The organism is Symbiobacterium ostreiconchae (assembly GCF_055396975.1).
Genome location: NZ_AP042454.1, coordinates 1745428 through 1765066, shown reverse-complemented (window position 1 = coordinate 1765066; position 19639 = coordinate 1745428). Strand labels below are relative to the sequence as shown.

Annotated in this window: 12 protein-coding genes; 4 read left to right on the top strand and 8 right to left on the bottom strand. The window is 68.8% G+C overall.

What is annotated here, in order from left to right; translation table 11 throughout:
- Nucleotides 1-23: 23 nt before the first annotated feature.
- The 3 genes from ACZ5UM_RS08605 to ACZ5UM_RS08595 all read left to right on the top strand — a co-directional run bounded on the left by ACZ5UM_RS08605 (nucleotide 24) and on the right by ACZ5UM_RS08595 (nucleotide 9130).
- Nucleotides 24-5936, top strand: coding sequence for a S8 family serine peptidase (locus ACZ5UM_RS08605; RefSeq protein ID WP_464848192.1), 5913 nt, complete (start codon nucleotides 24-26; stop codon nucleotides 5934-5936).
- 215 nt (nucleotides 5937-6151) lie between these two features.
- The gene (locus tag ACZ5UM_RS08600; protein ID WP_464848191.1) at nucleotides 6152-7876 is read left to right on the top strand and encodes an MSCRAMM family protein; all 1725 of its coding nucleotides are present in this window, start codon (nucleotides 6152-6154) and stop codon (nucleotides 7874-7876) included.
- A gap of 60 nt (nucleotides 7877-7936) precedes the next feature.
- Nucleotides 7937-9130, top strand: coding sequence for a hypothetical protein (locus ACZ5UM_RS08595; protein ID WP_464848190.1), 1194 nt, complete (start codon nucleotides 7937-7939; stop codon nucleotides 9128-9130).
- Here the strand turns inward: ACZ5UM_RS08595 and ACZ5UM_RS08590 are convergent.
- Nucleotides 9118-9282: a hypothetical protein gene (locus ACZ5UM_RS08590; protein WP_464848189.1), complete on the bottom strand. Its 165-nt coding sequence runs from the start codon at nucleotides 9280-9282 to the stop codon at nucleotides 9118-9120. The genes ACZ5UM_RS08595 and ACZ5UM_RS08590 overlap by 13 nt on opposite strands.
- Before the next feature lie 131 nt (nucleotides 9283-9413).
- On the opposite strand from ACZ5UM_RS08590, the gene ACZ5UM_RS08585 reads away from it, so the two are divergent.
- Nucleotides 9414-10130 carry a sortase gene (locus tag ACZ5UM_RS08585; protein ID WP_464848188.1) on the top strand — a complete coding sequence of 239 codons (717 nt, stop codon included), beginning with the start codon at nucleotides 9414-9416 and terminating at the stop codon, nucleotides 10128-10130.
- A 110-nt stretch (nucleotides 10131-10240) separates the two neighbouring features.
- On the opposite strand, the gene ACZ5UM_RS08580 is transcribed toward ACZ5UM_RS08585, so the two are convergent.
- The 7 genes from ACZ5UM_RS08580 to ACZ5UM_RS08550 form a co-directional block, all read right to left on the bottom strand.
- A complete protein-coding gene (locus tag ACZ5UM_RS08580; RefSeq protein WP_464848187.1) occupies nucleotides 10241-11650 on the bottom strand; it encodes a phenylacetate--CoA ligase family protein in 1410 nt (469 codons plus the stop codon).
- On the bottom strand, nucleotides 11647-12438 hold the full coding sequence (locus ACZ5UM_RS08575; RefSeq protein WP_464848186.1) for an ABC transporter ATP-binding protein: 792 nt from the start codon (nucleotides 12436-12438) through the stop codon (nucleotides 11647-11649). The genes ACZ5UM_RS08580 and ACZ5UM_RS08575 overlap by 4 nt, the downstream gene beginning before the upstream one ends.
- A gap of 16 nt (nucleotides 12439-12454) precedes the next feature.
- Nucleotides 12455-13669: an ABC transporter substrate-binding protein gene (locus ACZ5UM_RS08570; RefSeq protein ID WP_464848185.1), complete on the bottom strand. Its 1215-nt coding sequence runs from the start codon at nucleotides 13667-13669 to the stop codon at nucleotides 12455-12457.
- A 1196-nt stretch (nucleotides 13670-14865) separates the two neighbouring features.
- Nucleotides 14866-15942 (bottom strand): branched-chain amino acid ABC transporter permease, encoded by a 1077-nt coding sequence (locus ACZ5UM_RS08565; protein ID WP_464848184.1) that lies wholly within the window; start codon nucleotides 15940-15942, stop codon nucleotides 14866-14868.
- A 4-nt stretch (nucleotides 15943-15946) separates the two neighbouring features.
- Nucleotides 15947-16840, bottom strand: a complete 894-nt coding sequence (locus ACZ5UM_RS08560) for a branched-chain amino acid ABC transporter permease (protein ID WP_464848183.1) — start codon at nucleotides 16838-16840, stop codon at nucleotides 15947-15949.
- The gene (locus ACZ5UM_RS08555) at nucleotides 16837-18813 is read right to left on the bottom strand and encodes an AMP-binding protein (RefSeq protein ID WP_464848181.1); all 1977 of its coding nucleotides are present in this window, start codon (nucleotides 18811-18813) and stop codon (nucleotides 16837-16839) included. Before ACZ5UM_RS08555 ends, ACZ5UM_RS08560 begins: the two co-directional genes overlap by 4 nt.
- A 12-nt stretch (nucleotides 18814-18825) precedes the next feature.
- A complete protein-coding gene (locus ACZ5UM_RS08550) occupies nucleotides 18826-19608 on the bottom strand; it encodes an ABC transporter ATP-binding protein (protein WP_464848180.1) in 783 nt (260 codons plus the stop codon).
- Between the last annotated feature and the right edge of the window lie 31 nt (nucleotides 19609-19639).

Sequence of the window (19639 nt, the reverse complement as noted above, 5' to 3'; positions counted from 1 at the left end):
TCCCGTTCGGAGGTGGAGCATCCATGCGATCAGGGATCCGTTTGCGGCCCGGGCGGCTGGATCCCCGCCTGATGCGCACCGGGCTGGCGCTGCTCCTGACCGCCGCCGTGCCGGCTCAGGCGGTGGCCATGGTGGGCACCGTCATTCGCCCGGGACCCATCAAGGCGGACCCCAGAAAGCCTGCCGCAGTCTCCGTGTCAGCCGATTCCAAGGCCCTCGTCGCAGCCAAGGTCCAGCCCACGGTTCTCGAGGCGTTCAAGCACAGCGACAAGGTACGCTACCTAGTAAAGATGAAGCTTCAGGCGGACGTGGCGGGAGCCGCGGCCGCGGCCCGGCACCGGGCGGCGACGCCGGCGTCTGCTGAGCTGGCCGCGCGCAGCGCGGTGATCAACAGCCTTCAGGAGGCGGCAGACCTCTCGCAGGCCGGTCTCATCGCCCTGCTGGAGAAGGGCAAGGCCGCGGGGCAGGTCGAGTCGTTCGAATCGTTCTGGATCACCAACATGGTCGCGGTGACCTCGGACAGGGCGACGCTGGAGAAGATCGCCGCCCGGCCCGATGTCGAGGCCATCTACGAGGACGAGAAGGTCCACCTCATCAAGTCCGACATCGTGGCCGTGGAGGAAGCCGTCGAAGCCCTCTCGGGCGAACCCGAGTGGAACATCGTGCGGATCGGCGCCCCGTCCGTGTGGCGTCAGTTTGAGATTGACGGCACCGGCGTCGTCGTCGCCAACCTGGACACCGGCGTCGATGCCGACCATCCGGCGCTGGCCGGCCAGTACCGGGGCGCCGGCGCGGCGGACCACAGCGCGTTCTGGTTCGACGCGGTGAACGGGCGGCCCGAGCCCTACGACGACGAGGGCCACGGCACCCACACCATGGGCACCATGGTCGGCCGCACCCCTGACGGGGAGAACCAGATCGGCGTGGCGCCCGGCGCCCAGTGGATCGCCGCGAAGATGCTGGATGAGTTCGGAAGCGGCTACGCGAGCTGGATCCTGGCGGCCGGCCAGTGGCTCCTGAGCCCGGGCGGCGATCCGGCCAACGCGCCGGACGTCGTGAACAACTCGTGGGGCGGCGGAGCCGGCATGAACGAGTGGTTCCGGGACGTCGTCATCGCCTGGCGCGAGGCGGGCATCGTGCCGGTCTTCGCCAACGGCAACAGCGGCCCCGGCGCCGGCACGGTGGGTGTCCCTGCCAACTACCCCGAGTCCATCGGCGTGGGCAACACCACCAAGGACGACACGCTCAACAGCGGCTCCAGCCGCGGGCCCAGCCCGTACGGTGAGATCAAGCCCGAGCTGTCCGCGCCCGGCACCGCCGTCCGCTCTGCCCTGCCCGGCGGCCAGTACGGCGCAGGCACCGGCACGTCGATGGCCGCGCCCCACGTTGCAGGCACGGCCGCCCTCCTCCGCCAGGTGGACGCCAGCCTGACCGTGGATGAGATTGAAGAGATCCTCACCAGCACGGCGGATCCGAGGACCGACGACCAGTACACCACGGTGCCCAACAACGGGTACGGGCACGGCATCGTCAACGCCTACAAGGCGGTCGCACGGGCGCTGGGCCTGGCCGAGGGGCGCATCTCCGGCCGGGTGATGGCTCAGGGCGACGACCTGGAGGCGCCGACGATCCGCCACACCCCCGTGACCCAGGGGTACAAGCACACCCCGACCACCATCATGGCCGAGGTCAGCGACGACGTCTCCATCACCGCCGTCTACCTGCGGTTCCGCCAGCCCGGGCTGAGCTGGTGGGGCATCGTGGACATGACCCAGGTCTCCGGTGACTTCAGGGGCGGCACCTTCGTCGGCACCATCCCCGCCGAGCTTTCGACCACCGACGCGATGGAGTACTACATCGAGGCCGTCGACTTCGGCAACAACCGCGCCTACAGCGGAACCCGGACGAACCCGCACGTCATCGCCATGGCCGACGGCGCGACGCCGGGCTTTGCCGAAGACTTTGAGGGCAACATCATCGGCTGGGCCACCGGCGGGGAGCCCGCAGACCTCTGGCAGTTCGGCGAGCCCACCTCGGGCCCGGGCGAGGCGTACTCCGGCCGGAACGTGGCCGCCACCAACCTGGCCGGCGAGTACACCAGCAACGCGCAGGCCTTCCTGATCATGCCGCCGGTCGACCTGCGGGGCGGGGCAGCCGCACTCCGCTTCCAGCACTGGTACGACCTGGAGAGCAACTTCGATTTCGGCATCGTGGCCATCACCGCTGACTTCGGTGAGACCTGGGAGATCCTGAGCACCTACACCGGCAGCAGCGGCGGATGGCGGGAGGCCGTGGTCGACCTCTCCGGCTACGCGGGGATGGACAACCTGTTCGTGGCGTTCGTCCTCGACAGCGACTACAGCGTGGTGCGTGACGGCTGGTACATCGACGACGTGGAGCTGTACGTGGACGAAGAACCGCCGGCTGTGCCCGCCAACGTCACCGCCCAGGCGACGCCGCTGGGCTTCATCGCCCTGACCTGGGACCCCAGTGAGGCCGGCGACTTCGACCACTTCACGGTCTACCGGTCCACCTCCTCCGGCGGGGGCTATGCGCCGGTCGCCACCACCACCGAACCGGCCTACACCGACACCGACGTGGAGAGCGGGACGACTTACTACTACGTGGTGACGGCCAGCGATTTCTTCGGCAACGAGAGCGGGTACTCGGATGAGGTCTCCGCCACCCCCGCGGAAGTCGTCATCCGCTTCGCCGACGACATGGAGTCGGGCCCCGGCGACTGGACCACCGAGGGCACGAACAACCCCTGGGAGTGGGGCGTGCCCACCAGCGGTCCGGGCGAGGCCTTCTCCGGTGAGAACCTGTGGGCGACCAACCTCGCCGGCAACTACCCGAACAGCGCCAACGCCTCCCTGATCTCGCCGCCCATCGACCTGAGCGGTCTCTCCTCGGCTGCCCTGACCTTCACCCACTGGTACGCCATCGAGCGCAACTGGGACTACGGCCGGGTGGAGGTGACGGCCGACGGCGGCGAGACCTGGACCCAGGTGGCCATCTACACCTCGCCGGCCTCGGGCGGCGCCCCGGTTGGCCCCGAGACCCCGATGATCGACCTCACCGACTTCGCGGGCCAGACCGTGCAGATCCGCTTCCGCTTCACCTCCGACGGCTCGGTTAACTACGCCGGCTGGTACATCGATGACGTGATCGTGGCCGGCACGGTGGACGCGACCGACCCGGTCGACCTCAGCTTCTCCGATCCCGGCGACGCGGACGCCGCGAAGGACAAGAAGCCCGCCGGCTCCGTCACCCTGAAGCACCTGCTGCACAAGGTCACCAAGTCCGAGTACCGGGTCGAAACGGAGGAGCCGATCGTCCGCATCAACGCCCTGCCGATCATGGAGGCCACGGTGACCGTGCTGGAGAGCGGCCGCGTGGTGCGCACCAACCCGGCTGACGGCTCCTACTCGGTGGACCTCCCGAGCGGCACCTACACCCTCATCGCCGAGTCCTACGGCTACTACCCGCAGACCCGGCAGGTGACCCTCGGTCCCAACGAGGACCTGACGGTGAACTTCTTGCTGCAGGAGATCCCGCGCGGGCTCCTGGTCGGCACCGTCACCGACGCCCGCACCGGTGAGCCGGTTGAAGGGGCCCGGGTGCAGGTGCTGGAGGACGCCCGGGTCGCACCGACCACCACCGACGCATCGGGCCGGTTCACCCTGAACCTCCTGGAGGGCGCCTACACCCTGCGCGTCTCCCACCGGAGCCACTACATGGAGGAGATCTCGGTCTTCGTGCCCGGCAACCAGACCACCGAGATCGAGATCGCCCTGCGGCCCTTCGCGGGGATCCCCGGCGAACTGGCCTATGATGACGGCACCGCCGAGACCGCCTGGGCCATGTACGACGCCGGCAACGGGTGGGCCGTGCGCATGTCGCCCGAACCCGGCCAGACCGTGATGGTGACCGGCGCCCGCGTCTACCTCTGGGACAGCACGTGGCCGGCGCCCGGAGGCAACGAGTTCCTGGTGGCCGTGTACGGCAGCCGCCCGGACGGCTCGCCCGGCGACCTGCTGCTGGGGCCGGTGCTGGTGGAGAACGCGATCCGGGGCGGCTGGAACGAGGTCGACCTGCGGCCGTACGGCATCACGGTGAGCGGAGACTTCTACGTCGCCGTGCTCCAGTCCACGGAGTATCCGAACGTGCCCGGGCTGGCCTTTGACGAGACGTCCGATCAGGGCCGCACCTACCAGGTGATTGACGGCGTCTTCGGTCCGTGGACCGAGCCCAGCAACGCCATGATCCGCGCGCTGGTCTCCGCGGAGGTCGGCCCGCCGGTCATCCTGAGCCCGGCCGACGGCAGCTTCACCAACCGGACGGAGGTCCCGGTGGAGGGCCGCAGCCCGGCCGGCACGACGGTGGCGATCTACGTCGACGGCGCGCTGGCGGCCGAGACTGCAGCCGCCGCGGACGGCACCTTCTCCGCCCTGCTGACCCTCGATGAGGGTGAGCACGCGCTGACCGCCGTGGCCATCACCGCGGACGGCGACAGCACTGAACCCTCGGACCCGGTCCGGGTGATCGTCGACCTGACCGCCCCCGAGCTGACCGTCGAGCAGCCGGAGGACGGCGCCGTGCAGAACCACCGCCTGCTCACCGTCTCGGGTCAGGCCTCGGACCTCTACCTGGCCGGCGTGGATGTGAACGGCACCGCGGCCGAGGTGGATGCGGACGGCCGGTTCACCGCCGAGATCATCGTCCGCGAGGGTGAGAACGTCATCACCGTCACCGCCTTCGACCTGGCCGGAAACGCCACCTCGACCGACGTGACCATGACGGTCGACAGCACCGCACCCGTGCTGACCAACCTGCAGCCCGACACCGACCTCACGCTCCGGGCCGGCGACACCCTCACCGTCTCCTTCGAGTCTGAGCCCGGCCTCGCCCTGGCTGCCTTCAGCATCGTGGCGAACCTGGGCGGCGGCTCGGCCCTCGGCGACGACGCCTCCTTCGACCTGGAGCCCGGCGAAATCGCCATGACCGAGACGGAGCCCGGGGTGTACGTGGGCGCCTACACGATCCCCGAAGGCATGAGCCTGCCGCAGGCGTTCGTCCGCTTCCGGGCGATGGACGCCGCCGGCAACACCACCCGGGCGAACGCCCCCGGCCTCCTCACCATCGTCATCGACGAGGATGAGGAGCCCGGCGAACCCGACCCCGGTGAGCCCGGCGAACCCGACCCCGGTGAGCCCGGCGAACCCGACCCCGGTGAGCCCGGTGAACCCGACCCCGGTGAGCCCGGCGAACCCGACCCCGGCGAGCCCGGCGAACCCGACCCCGGTGAGCCCGGTGAACCCGACCCCGGTGAGCCCGGCGAACCCGACCCCGGTGAGCCCGGTGAACCCGACCCCGGTGAGCCCGGCGAACCTGACCCCGGCGAGCCCGGCGAGCCGGACCTCCCCGTCGCCGTGATCAGCGGACCCACGGAGGTGGAGGTCAACAAGAACGCCCGCTGGGATGCCCACGAATCCAGCTCCGACGTCCCCATCACCCGGTATGAATGGGACATGGGGGACGGCTCCGGCACCAAGCGCGGCCGCACCGTCACGCACAAGTACAAGCAGCCCGGCACCTACACCATCACCCTCACGGTGACCGACCGCAACGGCCGGACGGCCACGACCACTCTCGAAGTGGTCGTGGCCGGGGGCCGGGATCGGGGCCCCCGCGCCGTGATCGAAGGACCCGCGTCGGTGAAGGTGAACCAGCTGGCCATCTTCAAGGGCACACAGTCCAAGTCCAGCGTTCCGATCCTCCTCTACCAGTGGGATATGGGCGACGGCACCCGGTCACCCCTGCCGGTGACGGTGCACCGCTGGACTCGTCCCGGCACCTACACAGTGACGCTCACGGTTACGGACCTCGCCGGTCATACCGATACGGTCACCATGACGGTAGAGGTCACCCGGTGACCTGATGCCCTGCGCAGGAGGGAGCGGCCCGCCGCTCCCTCTTGCCGCGTCTGCCCCTCCCGGCCCCTCACCTCCGGTCCGCCCGGGTAACCCTTAACCTCACCCGCGCGGGCGATTTCCGTCCAGCGAAACCACCCGCAGATTCACCCCTTGATCAACCGGGATGAATGTTACACTTCCAGCAGGTGCGCTGATCTGGAGGGAGGACGGAAAGGATGAAGCGCCACGTCTTGCGCCGGCTGCAGTCGCTGCTGGCCGTACTGCTCTCCCTGGCAGGGCTGACCGTGGCCGCCATTCCGGCGTTTGCCCGGGAGCCCGATACGCACGCCGCCTGGCTGCTGGCGGCGGAGGCGGGTGAGGAGCCGTGGGAGGAAGCCGAAGGGACCGGGTGCCGCAGCACCGATTACCGGCTGACGGTCCCCGAGCTCGCGGCCGAGCGATACTATATCCTTCCGGTGGAGTGTCCGGACATCAAGAACCTGGCTCCCGGCGACTCGGGCAACGTGGGGACCTATCACGTGACCAACGGCGGCAACCGTACGCTTCAGCTCCGGCTGCTCGGTCAGGTGACAGGCGCGCTCTTCACCGGGGAGGTTCCCGTGGCGCTCACCGTCCAGGATGATGCAGATCCGGCCCGGGTGTATCCCTATGATGGCAATTTTCATGACATGCTAGACCTGGAGCCGGGAAAGACCCGTACCATCACCATCGACTACTCCTGGCCCGCTACGGCGGACAACGACTACCAGGCCGAACACGGAACCATCTTCTTCAAACTCCTCGTCCGGCCCACCGGCGGCGATGACCCCGGCGGTGAGGACCCGGGGGGCGATGACCCGGGCGGCGGCGACCCCGGCGGCGGTGGCCCGGGCGGCGGCGGACCCCCGCCCAGCCCGCCGCCCACACCCGGGAATGAACCCTCCGTCCCCGCGTCCGGCCGGATCACGGTCCGGGTACTGGGCGACGGCGCGGGCAACGGGGAGCTGACGCCTCTGGAGGGCGCTGAGGTGCAGCTGTCCACCTTCACCGCCTCCACCGACGCGCTCGGCCAGGTGGTCTTCGACGGCCTGCCGTTCGGCGCTTACACGGCCATGGCCACGGCGGTCAACCCGCTCACGGGGACCGACCCCCTCACCGGAACCGGCGCGGCACAGATCACGGCCGAGGATCCGGAAGCCTTCATCACGATCATCCTGACGTGGCCGCCGCGCCCCGTCCCTCCGCCGCAGGAGGAACAGCCGGATCCCGGCGACTCGGAACCGCGCGGCTCCATCACCGTGCGGGTGCTGGACGCCAGCCCGCGCAACGGCGGCGCGGAGCTGCCCATCCCGGGGGCTCTCGTGGTGGTGGGCAACCAGGCGGGCTTCACGGATCGGTCCGGTGAACTGCGCTTCACCGATCTCCCCCTCGGGGAGTACGCCGTGTACGCTGAGGCAACCGATCCCGCCGATCCGGAGGGGCCCACCCGCAGCGGCCAGGCCCGGACCCGCCTGACGGAGGACCGGCCCGACCAGGTCGTCATCATCCGCCTGGTCTGGGAGCAGGCGGACCCGGTGGCCGCCCTCGCGCCTGGCGGCATCGCCGGACGCGTCTGTGCGCCGCGCACGGGTGCGGCGCGGGTCTGGGCCACCCGTGAGTCCGGCGAGACCGTCGCCACCGCCGTGGCCGCTACCGGCCGGATCGGCATCTGGCTGGACTACGAGCTCTCCGGCCTCGAGCCGGGCCTCTGGACGCTCACGCTGCAGAACCCCGGCGACCCGCCGGTCTCGCAGCAGATCATCGTTCCCCCCGGCGAGGTGGTGAAGGCGCCCGACTTCACGCTGGCCTGCACCGGCGACGGCCTCACCCCGCCGCCGCACGTGGGCTACTACCTCGCAGGCGGCGCCCTGCTCCTGGCCGGCTGGCAGCTGCGCAGGATGGGCAGAAGGTCCCCGGCGTGATACGATAGACACTGCCGTCTGATATGCGGCCTACACATCTACGGTTTGGAGGGCTCGTCGTTGCTTCAGAAGCTGCAGATCGTGGCGCGGGAAGGTAGCATCTCCGTCTCCGATGTCTATCTCGGCCACATTAAGCGGGACGAGGAGCGCAAGCTCCTCGTCCACGCCAATGCCTACAAGTGGAACGATCTCGATCCCCAGCTGCGGGCGATCCTGACCCAGCACCTGTACCAGGCCATCGAGGGCGCGCCGGGGGAGGTCAACTTCCCCTGCATGTACACGGGGGAGGTCCTGCCCGTCGACAAGGTGGCCTCGGCGGAGTACGACCGGGTGCACAACCGCCCGTCGGTGGAGGTGCTGGAGGCCATCCGCGACATGGACGACGTTCACCCCGCATCGCTGGTGGAGCTGGGCAACGTGCTGGCGTACAAGGTGATGGCGGCCGGCGCGATCAAGAATCACCTGGTGGCCGTCCTGCGCTTCCAGGCGGTGCCGGAGCTCGGGGCTGCGCCGATGCGCTTCAGTTTCGCCACGGTGCTGGACCTGGACGACCGGGAGGAGTCCCTGTTCGACGAGCATACGGGTCAGTTCGTCACCCAGGTGCTGCACAACGTCATCAAGCGGGCCGGCGTCTCGCGGGCGGTCTTCTTCCCCTGCCTGGACGCGGAGGGTCGGGAGATCGCCGACCTCATGGTGTACGCCGGCAGCGGGGCCGCCGCCTGGTTCAAGGCGCTGGAGGCCACCCGCCGCCTGAGCCCGCGGCGGGAAGGACAGGCGCTCCTCCGCATGATCACCGAGCAGAACGTCACGGGCGAGGTGCCCCACGACCTCTTTCAGCGCATGGGCGCCGACCTGCTGGATGAGGCGGCCGACGGGCTGAGCGCCGAATCGGTGGTGCGCAGCATGGAGAAGGCGGTGGGGCACGGCGTCGACCGGCTGGGTTTCCAGGCGCGCTGGGAGTCGGCCTTCGGCGACCTCTCGTACCGCCCCGCCTACCACTCGCTCTTCGGCAGCAGCAGCACAGAGAAGCCGACCCGCATGAAGATGCGGGCCGGCAGCATCGAGATCACCCTGACACCCGACGACCTCGAGTCCTTCCGCCAGGTCACGGTGGGCGACCGGACCTTCATCCTGTTCGCGGTTCCCGAGCGGGCGCGGGTGGTGGTGGGCAAGGACCTGGACCTGAAGATCAAGCCCGTGGAGCTGGCCGACATCCAGCGCTGGATGACCGGGGCGGAGGATCAGTCCTCCTGAGGCGCTTCATCGTCGACCTCATCCCTGAGGACCCGCGCCTGCGCAGCCTGAACCGCCTCGTTCAGCCTCCGCAGGATCCGCACCCATTTCAGCACGGTGAAGATCAGCACGGCGAGGGCTGCGAACAGGAACAGGCGCTGAAATCCATCCATGCGGCGACCTCCCCATCCCCGACGTCCCGCCCATATCCAAACGGTTCGTTCGTATACCGTTCTTCTCCGGACGGTGCGGCTCCTGCTGTGGAACGGAGGTGGTCACCATACGCCGGAATGGCCGGACTCGGTTGGGCAACCTGCTTCTCATCGCGGGCGCGCTGCTGATCGCGCTTCCGGCCGTCCGCTGGCTGCAAGCCGAACGGGATTACCGGCGTCAGCTGGCCGAGGCACCCCCTTCGCCGGTGATGCTCTCCCGACCCGGGGATGCGGCGCCCGGGGAAGACGGGCCCGGGTCCCGGGCGGCGGCCGGGCTAGCGGACGCTGCCGGCGACGAGCGCGCAGCGGGCGGCAGGGGCACGGTTGCCGACGGCACCCCCGCGACCACCGGCGACGGCGCCGCAACCGGCGGGGGAGAGCTCGTCCCCACTCTCCTGTATCACATCTCCATTCCCCGTCTCGGGGTCACGTATCCGGTGAACGAAGGGGTGGACAATCCGGTGCTGGACCTGGGGCCGGGCCACTACCCGCAGACCGTGCTGCCCGGCGAGACCGGAAACGCGGCCATGGCCGGCCACCGCACGCGGTTCGGGCGCCCATCCTTCTTCTACCGGCTGGACGACCTGGAGCCGGGCGATCTGCTCCACATCCACTACCCCGACCGGGACCTCACCTTCGTGGTCGAGCGGGTGTTCATCACCGACCCGTATGACCTGTCGGTCATCGCCGCCACCGACTACCCCGCCCTCACCCTGACCACCTGCGACCCGCCCGGCAGCGACGAGATGCGGCTGATCGTCCAGGCACGCCTGCAGTCGCCGCTGGCCGCCGAATCGCCACATGGATAGCCGCGGCATCGCCACAAGGGTTGCCGCCGCATCGCCATAAGGGGAACCGCAGCCTCGTTCCGGCACATCCGCGCAGACGCCCCCGGGCCCGTCCCGGGGGCGTTTCGCGTTCAGTCCCACGTGCGCCTGTCCTGGAAATGCGGCCCGTCGGCCGGGAGCGCTCCGGCGGGGACGACCACCACGTCCGGGTTCAGCCGGACGGCAGCCTGCACGGCCTCCCGCACCGCCCGGGGGTCCGCCTGACCGGAAAACTCGATGCGGAGCACGTCCCGGTGATCCGCGTCCCGCTCCACCACCGCACGCCACCGGTCGATCCCGCCGGCCAGGTGCGCCAGGGCCTCCTCCAGCTGCCGGGGGTAGAGGAAGATGCCCCGCACCTTGGTGACGTCGCTCACCCGGCCCAGCCAGCCCTTCAGCCGCAGCGAGGGGCGGCCGCACGGGCAGGGCTCCGCCACCATCGCGCTCAGGTCGCCGGTGCCGAACCGCAGCAGCGGGTACGTCTCCTGCAGGGGCGTGACGACCACCTCCCCCATCTCCCCCACCGGCACCGGCCGGCCATCCGGGTCGCAGATCTCCACGATGACGTCCTCATCCAGGTGCATCCCGCCGCCCTGTTCGCACTCGTAGGCGATCAGCCCCACGTCCGCGGTGCCGTACGCCTGGTAGACCGCCACGCCGTGGCCCTTGATGCGCTCCCGCAGCGTCTGGGGCAGCGGCTCGCCGGTCACCACAGCCCGGCGGATCGGCAGGGGCGGGCCCGCCTCAGCCGCCCGCTCCAGCAAGGCCAGCAGGTAGGACGGCAGCCCGACGTAGCCGGTGGCCCCCACAGCCCTCGCCACGCGGATCTGCAGGTTCTGCTGCCCCACGCCGGCGGGCACCACCACGCAGCCCAGCGCCCGGGCTGCGGCGTCGAACATGAAGCCCGCGGGGGTCAGATGGTAGCTGAAGCAGTTGAGCACCCGCTCCCCCGGCCGGAACCCGGCCGCGGCGAGGACCTTGCTGAACCGCCAGTAGTCCGGGTCGGCGCCCTGGGGATCGTAGATGTCGCCGGGGCTCACAAAGATCCGGGCCAGGTGCTCCACCGGCACGGCCAGGAGCCCGCCGAACGGGGGGGACTCAGCCTGAACAGCGCCCAGCGACTCCTTGCGGAGCACGGGCAGGGCCTGCCAGCGAGGGCCGCCGGGCGCCGCAGCGCCGGCCTCCACGCCGCCAAGCACGGCAGCGCCCGTCCCCCCACCGTCGGCCTCCACGCCGCCAAGCACGGCAGCGCCCGTCCCCCCACCGCCGGCCTCCACGCCGCCAAGCCCGGCAGCGCCCGTCCCCCCACCGCCGGCCTCCACGCCGCCAAGCCCGGCAGCGCCCGTCGCCGCACCGCCGAGGCCGGCGGCGTCCAGCCGCTCCCGCCAGACCGGGCTCCCCGCCCGGGCCGCCGCCAGCACCTTCCGCAGCCGCTCTTCGCCTCCGGGCGGCACCCAGCGGCTGACGCCGCGAGTGCCCGCTCTTGGTGCCTTGCTGTTCATGCCAACCACCGTTTCCTGCGCTTGTAGGCCTTGGCCTCCCGGTAGTTCTTGCGCCCCACCTCGCTGAGGCCCAGGTAGAATTCCTTCACGTCCTCGTTGTTCAGCAGCGTCTCCACCGGCCCTTCCAGCACGATCCGGCCGTTTTCCATGACGTAGCCGAAGTGGGCGATGGAGAGGGCCACCATGGCGTTCTGCTCCACCACCAGGAAGGTGGTCTTCATCTCCTCGTTCAGCCGCTTGATGATGTCGAAGATCTCCCGCACCAGCCGGGGGGCGAGCCCCAGCGACGGCTCATCCAGCAGCACCAGCTTCGGCCTGGCCATGAGCGCCCGCCCGATGGCCACCATCTGCTGCTCGCCGCCGGAGAGGTAGCCGGCCTTCTGGCGCCGCCGGTGCACCAGCTTGGGGAAGTAATGGTAGACCATCTCCAGGTCGCTGCGCACGTTCCTCCGGTCGGTGCGGGTATAGCTGCCGGCGAGCAGGTTCTCCTCCACGGTGAGGTGCTCGAAGACGTGCCGGCCCTCCATCACCTGGAAGATGCCCTTCCGGACGATCTCGGCGGCCTCCAGGTTGTTGATGCGCTCGCCCATGAACTCGATGGTGCCGTCGGTCACCTCGCCGTTCTCCGACTTCAGCAGGCCGGAGATCGCCTTCAGGGTGGTGGTCTTGCCGGCGCCGTTGGCCCCCAGCAGGGCCACCACCTTCCCCTCGGGCACTTTCAGCGACATCCCCTTCAGCACCAGGATCACGCGCTCGTACATCACCTCGACGTTATTCAGAACGAGCACCCGATCACCTCACATCCTACTTCCCCTTCGGCTCCACGAAGTCGGTGATGGCCACGAAGCGGCCGTTCTGCACCTGGTAGATGCGGGCCTTGTCGGTGCCGCCGTGGTCGGTGGGGGTGAAGGTCAGCGGAGCGCCGATGCCGCCCAGGTCGACCTCCGTAAAGGTCTCAAACGCGGCCTTCAGCGACTCGCCGGTGACGTCATCGCCGGCCCGCCGGATCGCCTCGGTGAGCACCCTGCCGAACACCCAGCCCTGCAGCCACTTCTGCGTCAGGTCCTCCCGCTTCATGCCGATCTTCTCGGCGTAGGCCACCGCCTCGTCGATGCCGGGCCCCTCGTCGTACGGGAAGACGAAGGCGGGTGTGCCGACGAAGCCCTCCGCCGCGTCGCCGGCCGCGGCGAGCAGCGTCTCGTCAACCGAGTAGGTCATGCCGACCACCTGGATCTTGCCGCTCAGGCCCTGCTGCTGGACCGCCTTCAGTACCTGGGCGGTGCCTTTCACCACGTTCTGGATCATGATGAACTCGACGCCCTTGTTGTGCAGGTCCAGCACCTGGGTGACCGCATCGGCCGCGGCGCCGGGCAGGGCCGCTTCGCCGACCCAGGTCAGGCCGATCTGGGCCGCGTAGGCCTTGGCGTCCTCCAGCGGCGCCTGGCCGAAGGGCGAGTCGTGGAAGATCATGCCCACCTTGGCGTCGGGCTTCTGCTCCTTGATCCAGTCCAGGAGCACCCGGGCCTGCTGCGAGTAGGTGGAGGAGATGATGAAGTTGTACGGGGTGACGGACGGATCCACCAGGCTCTCCGCGTAGGAGCCGGAGAGGTACGGGATCTTGTCCTGCGCGATCATCTCCTTCATCGCCTCGGTGTCGCCCGTGCCCCAGCCCAGGACGGCGACCACCTTGTCCTCGTTGACGTACTTCTTGTAGAGCTCCACGGCCTTGGGCACCTGGTACGCGTAGTCGCCCCAGACCAGCTCCACCCTGCGTCCGTTCACGCCGCCCAGCTCGTTGTTGAGGTAGTCGAACCACGCCCGGGCGCCGTCCGCGTGCGGCTTCCCGACGTCGCCCGTCGCGCCGGTGATGTCGAAGATGCCGCCCACCTTGATCGGCGGAAGCGCCTGCCCGCCGCCGTCGGCCCCCCCGCCGCCGGACCCCCGGCCGCCACAGCCGGCCAGCAGCGCCAGAATCAGCAGCGCCCCCACGAGAACCAGAAACCGCTTCTGCCTCCGCATCTGTCCCCAACCCCCTCTGATGTACTGTGCGGTGAGCTGTGCGTGGTGAGCGGTGAGCCGGTGAAAGTGGCGCCAACGGTCTGTCGTGAGTGGTGCGTGGGTGCAAATGGCGTCGACAGTCTGTCGTGAGTGGTGCGTGGGTGCAGATGGCGTCGACAGTCTGTCGTGAGTGGTGCGTGGGTGCAGATGGCGTCGACGGTCTGTCGTGAGTGGTGCGTGGGTGCAGATGGCGTCGACAGTCTGTCGTGAGTGGTGCGTGGGTGCAGATGGCATCGACAGTCTGTCGTGAGTGGTGCGTGGGTGCAGATGGCGTCGACGGTCTGTCGTGAGTGGTGCGTGGGTGCAGATGGCGTCGACGGTCTGTCGTGAGTGGTGCGTGGGTGCAGATGGCGTCAACGGTCTGCGGTAATCGGTACGTTGTGAGCCATGGGCGGCTGTGGGCAGCAACGGTATCCGGGCGGCTGCCGGGGCCCTGTCTCCCCTCGCTCGCCCACTTCCGGCACGCCCCACCGGCCGCGGGGCCCGGCGCCACGGCCCCCGTCGGACGACTCGCCGGTGCCCACTGCCCAAAACCGTCGGCCTCTCACCGCTCACATCTCACAGCCCATGACCCATCTCTCCGCGCACATCTCACGACCCACAACCCGTCTCACCGCTCACATCTCACCGTTCACGACCCATCTCACTGCTCACATCTCATAACCCACGACCCGTCTCACCGCGCACATCTCACAGCCCACGACCCATCTCACCGCTCACATCTCACCGCTCACAACCCATCTCACCGCGCACATTTCACAGCCCACAACCCATCTCACCACTCACATCTCACAGCCCACGACCCACCTCACTGCTCACATCTCACCGCTCACGACCCATCTCACCACTCACATCTCACAGCCCATGACCCATCTCACAGCTCACATCTCACCGCTCACGACCCATCTCACTGCTCACATCTCATAGCCCACGACCCGTCTCACCGCGCACATCTCACAGCCCACGACCCATCTCACCGCTCACATCTCACCGCTCACAACCCATCTCACAGCTCACATCTCACGACCCACGACCTACCTCACTGCTCACATCTCACAGCCCACGACCCATCTCACAGCTCACATCTCACGACCCACGACCTACCTCACTGCTCACATCTCACAGCCCACGACCCATCTCACCGCTCACGACCCATTTCACCTGCTGTATCCGAAGGGCCACAGCCGGAAGTAGTCCTTCACGTTCCGCCACAGCTTCGCCAGCCCCTCCGGCTCCAGCACCAGGAAAAGCACGATCGCGGCGCCGAAGGCGGCGTCCCGCAGCAGCAGCACCTTCGTGCCGATGGCCGGGTAGATCGGCTCCAGCATCATCGACAGCTCACGCACCACGATCGGCAGCACCGTCATGAAGGCCGCGCCGTAGACCGAGCCCATCACCGTGCCCATGCCGCCGATGATGATCATGGCCAGCAGCTCAATCGACAGGTGGATCTCGAACTGCTCCGGCGAGATGATCATCACGTACGGCGCCCAGATCGCCCCGGCGATGCCGGCGTAGAAGGCCGACAGCGCAAAGGCCGTCACTTTCGTCCGGAACAGGTCGACGCCCATGACCTCGGCGGCCAGGTCCCGGTCCCGCACCGCCATGAACGCCCGCCCCATCCGGGTCCGGAGCAGGTTCTGCGCGAACAGGCCGAGCAGGAGCGCCACCGTGAGCGCCAGGTAGAAATAGCTGAGCTCGCCGGAAAGCGTGTAGCCGAAGAAGCTGGGCCGCCTGACCGACATCGAGTGAATGCCGCCCGTGAACCAGTCGGCCCGGGTGAAGAAGAACGAGAGGATCACCTGCGCCGCCAGTGAGGCGATCGCGAGGTACAGCCCCTTCAGCCGGGCCGAGGGCAGCCCGAAGAACGCCCCCACCGCGGCGGCGGCAAGCCCCGCCAGCGGCATCGCGATCCAAAACGAGAGCCCCTGCTTCATCAGGTAGCCGGCCGTGAAGGCCCCCATCCCGGTGAAGGCGCCGTGGCCCACCGAGATCTGCCCCGTCACGCCGGTGAGCAGGTTCAGCCCCAGCGCGGCGATGGTGTAGATCGCCACCATGTTGAGGATGGAGAGGTAGTAGTTCGGCAGCAGCGGCGGGATCGCGTAGAGCAGGGCCACCAGGAGCCAGCCGCGGGCCACGGCCAGCGGCGTCTGGTGCAGGGCGTGGTCCTGCTCGTAGGTGGTGATGTACACCCCGCACTCCATGGCGAAGGGGTAGCGCAGCAGTTTCAGCACAGGCCTACACCCTTTCGATGATCTCCTTGCCGAACAGGCCGTAGGGCTTGATCAGCAGGATGATGATCATGACCGCGAACGGCACCACTTCCTTGATGCCGGTCAGGTACTGGTCCAGGTAGCCGCCCGTCAGCGCCTCCAGGATGCCGATGATGAAGCCGCCGAGGATGGCGCCGGGAATCGAGTCCAGCCCGCCGAGGATCGCCACCGGCAGCACCTTCAGGCCGTAGGAGGTGAGCAGCGGGTTGACGCCGGCGATGTTGCCCAGGAAGATGCCGCCGACTGCGGCCACCATCGCCGCCACGGCCCAGGTCGCCGCCAGGACCCGCTTCACCGAGATGCCCATCGAGAGCGCCGCCTGCTCGTCGTCCGCGGTCGCCCGCATGGCGATGCCCAGCATGCTGTACTTGAAGAACGCGTTGAGCAGGAGCAGCAGGATCAAGGCTGCCACCAGGCCCCACAGAAACACCTCGGAGATGGCCACCGGCCCGATGATGATGGGCTGGCTGCGGAAGAGCCCCTGGAAGGAGCGCATGTCGGTGCCCCAGATCGCGTGAATCAAGGCCTTGATCAGGAAGGAGAGCCCCATCGTCACCATGATGATCGAGATCGGCGGCTCGCCGATGAACGGCCGGAGCACCGCCCGTTCGATGGCCACCCCCACCAGCGCGCTGACCACGATGGTGAGCAGCAGCGCCAGCGCGAACGGGATCTTCAGCTCGGTGGTGAACGTGAGCCCGATGTAGGCCCCGAGCAGCACCAGCTCGCCCTGGGCCAGGTTGATCACCCCGCTGGCCTTGTAGATGAGCACGAAGCCCAGGGCCACCAGGGCGTACAGGGCCCCGACGACGATGCCGTTCACCAGCAGGTTCAGAAAGAAGCCGAGGTCGCTGTTCATCCGACTCCCCCTCCTCCCGCCGCGCGCGGCTCGGTCTCCCCGGCCGGCCGGGGCTGCTCGGGCACGGGCAAGAGCTCCCGCACCTGCAGCACCGTCTCGATGACGGTCTCCCGGCCGTCCCGGTAGCGCACCCGGCTCTGCACCGAAATCTCCTTCGCCCCGCTGTAGAGCCCCTCGATCACCGGCGCGTACTTCTGGTAGACGAAGCTGCGCCGCAGCTTCCGGGTACGGGTCAGCTCCTCGTCGTCGGCGTCCAGCTCCTTGTGCAGGATGACGAACGTGCGGATGCGGGCGGCCTCCGGCAGGTCGGCGTTGACCCGGGTGATCTCGCCGGCGATCAGGTCGATCACCGGCCCCTTCTGGGAGAGGTCCTGGTAGGTGGTGTACGGGATGCCCTGCCCCTCCGCCCAGTGGCCCACCGACTGCAGGTCGATGTTGATCATGGCCACCACGTGGGTGCGGCCGTGGCCGACCGTGACCGCCTCCTTGATGTAGGGCGAGAACTTCAGCTTGTTCTCCAAGAAGTTGGGCGAGAAGATCTCGCCGGTGCTGAGCCGCATCACGTCCTTCAGCCGGTCGATGACCACCAGCTGGCCCGACTCCTCCTCGATGTACCCGGCGTCGCCGGTGTGCAGCCAGCCGCCGGCCAGGGTCTTCGCGCTCTCCTCGGGCATCTTGTAGTACCCCTGGAACACCGCCCGGCTCCGGAGCAGGATCTCCCCCTCCGGCGAGATGGCCATCTCGCCGCCCGGCAGCGGCGTGCCCACCGTGTGGAAGCGGATGTCGTCGTCCCGGTGCAGGACGGCGATGCCCACGATCTCGGTCTGGCCGTAGATCTGCTTCAGGTTCACCCCCAGGGCGTGGTAGAACCGGAAGACGTCGGGGCCCAGCGGCGCGCCGCCGGTGTAGGCCCGCTTCAGCCGGGAGAGGCCCAGGTGGTCCTTGATGGCGCTGAAGACCAGGATCTCGCCCAGGGCGTAGAGCACGCGGTCCTTCAGCGGCACCGGCTTGTGCGCGAAGCGGGCGTCGGCCACCCGCAGGCCCACCGGCTGGAAGACCTCCCACAGCTTCCGTTTCAGCCAGCCCGCGTCCTGGATCCGCACCTGCACCCGGGTCACCATGTCCTCCCAGATGCGGGGCGGCGAGAACATCACGTGCGGGCCGATCTCCCGCAGGTTCTCCTGCACCGTGTCGGGCTCCTCGGGGAAGTTCACCGTGAACCCGATGGAGAGGTGCATCGCCAGGGCGGTCATCTGCTCGCCGATCCAGGCCAGGGGCAGGAACGAGAGGAAGTCGTCGTCGGGCGTCAGCGGATCCACCGTCTGGATGGTGTCGCCCATCGCGAGCAGGTTCCGGTGGCTCAGCATCGCGCCCTTGGGGTTGCCCGTGGTGCCCGAGGTGTAGCAGATGATCGCGGTGTCCTCCCCGTCGCCCGCGGCCACCATCTGCTCGAACAGCCCGGGGTGCTCCCGGCCGTACGCCCGGCCCATCTCCATCACCTTCGGGAAGTAGAGGAGCCACGGGTCGGTGTACGTGCGGAGCCCCTTGGGGTCGTAGTAGATCAGGTGCCGCACCTTGGGGATCAGGTCCCGGACCTCCAGAATCTTGTCCACCTGCTCCTGGTCCTCCACCACCACGATGACGGCGTCGGAGTGATCGATGACGTAGGCCATCTCCCTGGCCAGCGAGTCCTGGTAGATGCCCACCGACGTGCCGCCCGCCGACTGCGCGGCCAGCTCGGCGATGACCCACTCCGGCCGGTTGTCCCCCACGATGGCGATCTTGTCGCCCCGCTGAAAGCCCAGGGAGACCAGCCCCAGACAGAAGTCGCGCACCCGGTCCAGGTAGTCCTGCCACGTGTACTCCTGCCAGATGCCGTAGTCCTTCTCCCGAAGGGCCACCCGGCTGTGGCCGTACCGCTCGGCCATCGCCTGCAGCCGCTTGGGCAGCGTATCCAGCCGCTCTGCGCTCACCACTCCACCCCCCTACACAACCGCCAGGTCCTTGTCGCCGAGGTAGGCCCGGATCACATCCGGGTTCCGGCGCACGTCGTCCGGCGTGCCCTCGGCGATCTTGCGGCCGAAGTCCAGCACCGCCACCCAGTCCGAGATGTCCATCACCACGCCCATGTCGTGCTCGATCAGCACGCAGGTGACCCCGCGCTCCTGGTTGATGTCGAGGATGAAGCGGACCATGTCCTCCTTCTCCTCCGCGTTCATGCCGGCCATCGGCTCGTCCAGGAGCAGCAGCGCGGGCTCCAGGGCCAGGGCCCGGCCCAGCTCCACCCGCTTCTGCATGCCGTAGGAGAGCATGCCGACGGGCTTGCGCCGCACGTGCGCGATCTCCAGGAAGTCGATGATCTCCTCCACCGCCTTGCGGTGCTCGATCTCCTCCCGCCGGGCGGGTCCCCACCACAGCCCGCAGGCCAGCAGCCCCGACCGCATGAGGGCGTGGCGGCCGACCATCAGGTTCTCCAGCACGGTCATGTGCTTGAAGAGGGCGATGTTCTGGAACGTGCGGGCGATGCGCAGCTCCGCCCGCCGGGCCGGCGACAGGCGGGTGATGTCGCGCCCCTCGAACAGAATCCGCCCCTGCTGGGGAATGTAGCGCCCCGAGATGCAGTTGATCAGGCTGGTCTTTCCCGCCCCGTTGGGACCGATGATGCTGGTGATGGAGCCCTTGCGCACGGTCAGCGAGACCCCGTCGAGCGCCTTCACCCCGCCGAAGCCGATGGCCACGTTCTCGACTGCCAGATGCACCTCGCTCACCCTGAGCCACCTCCTTTGCGCAGACCCGGCT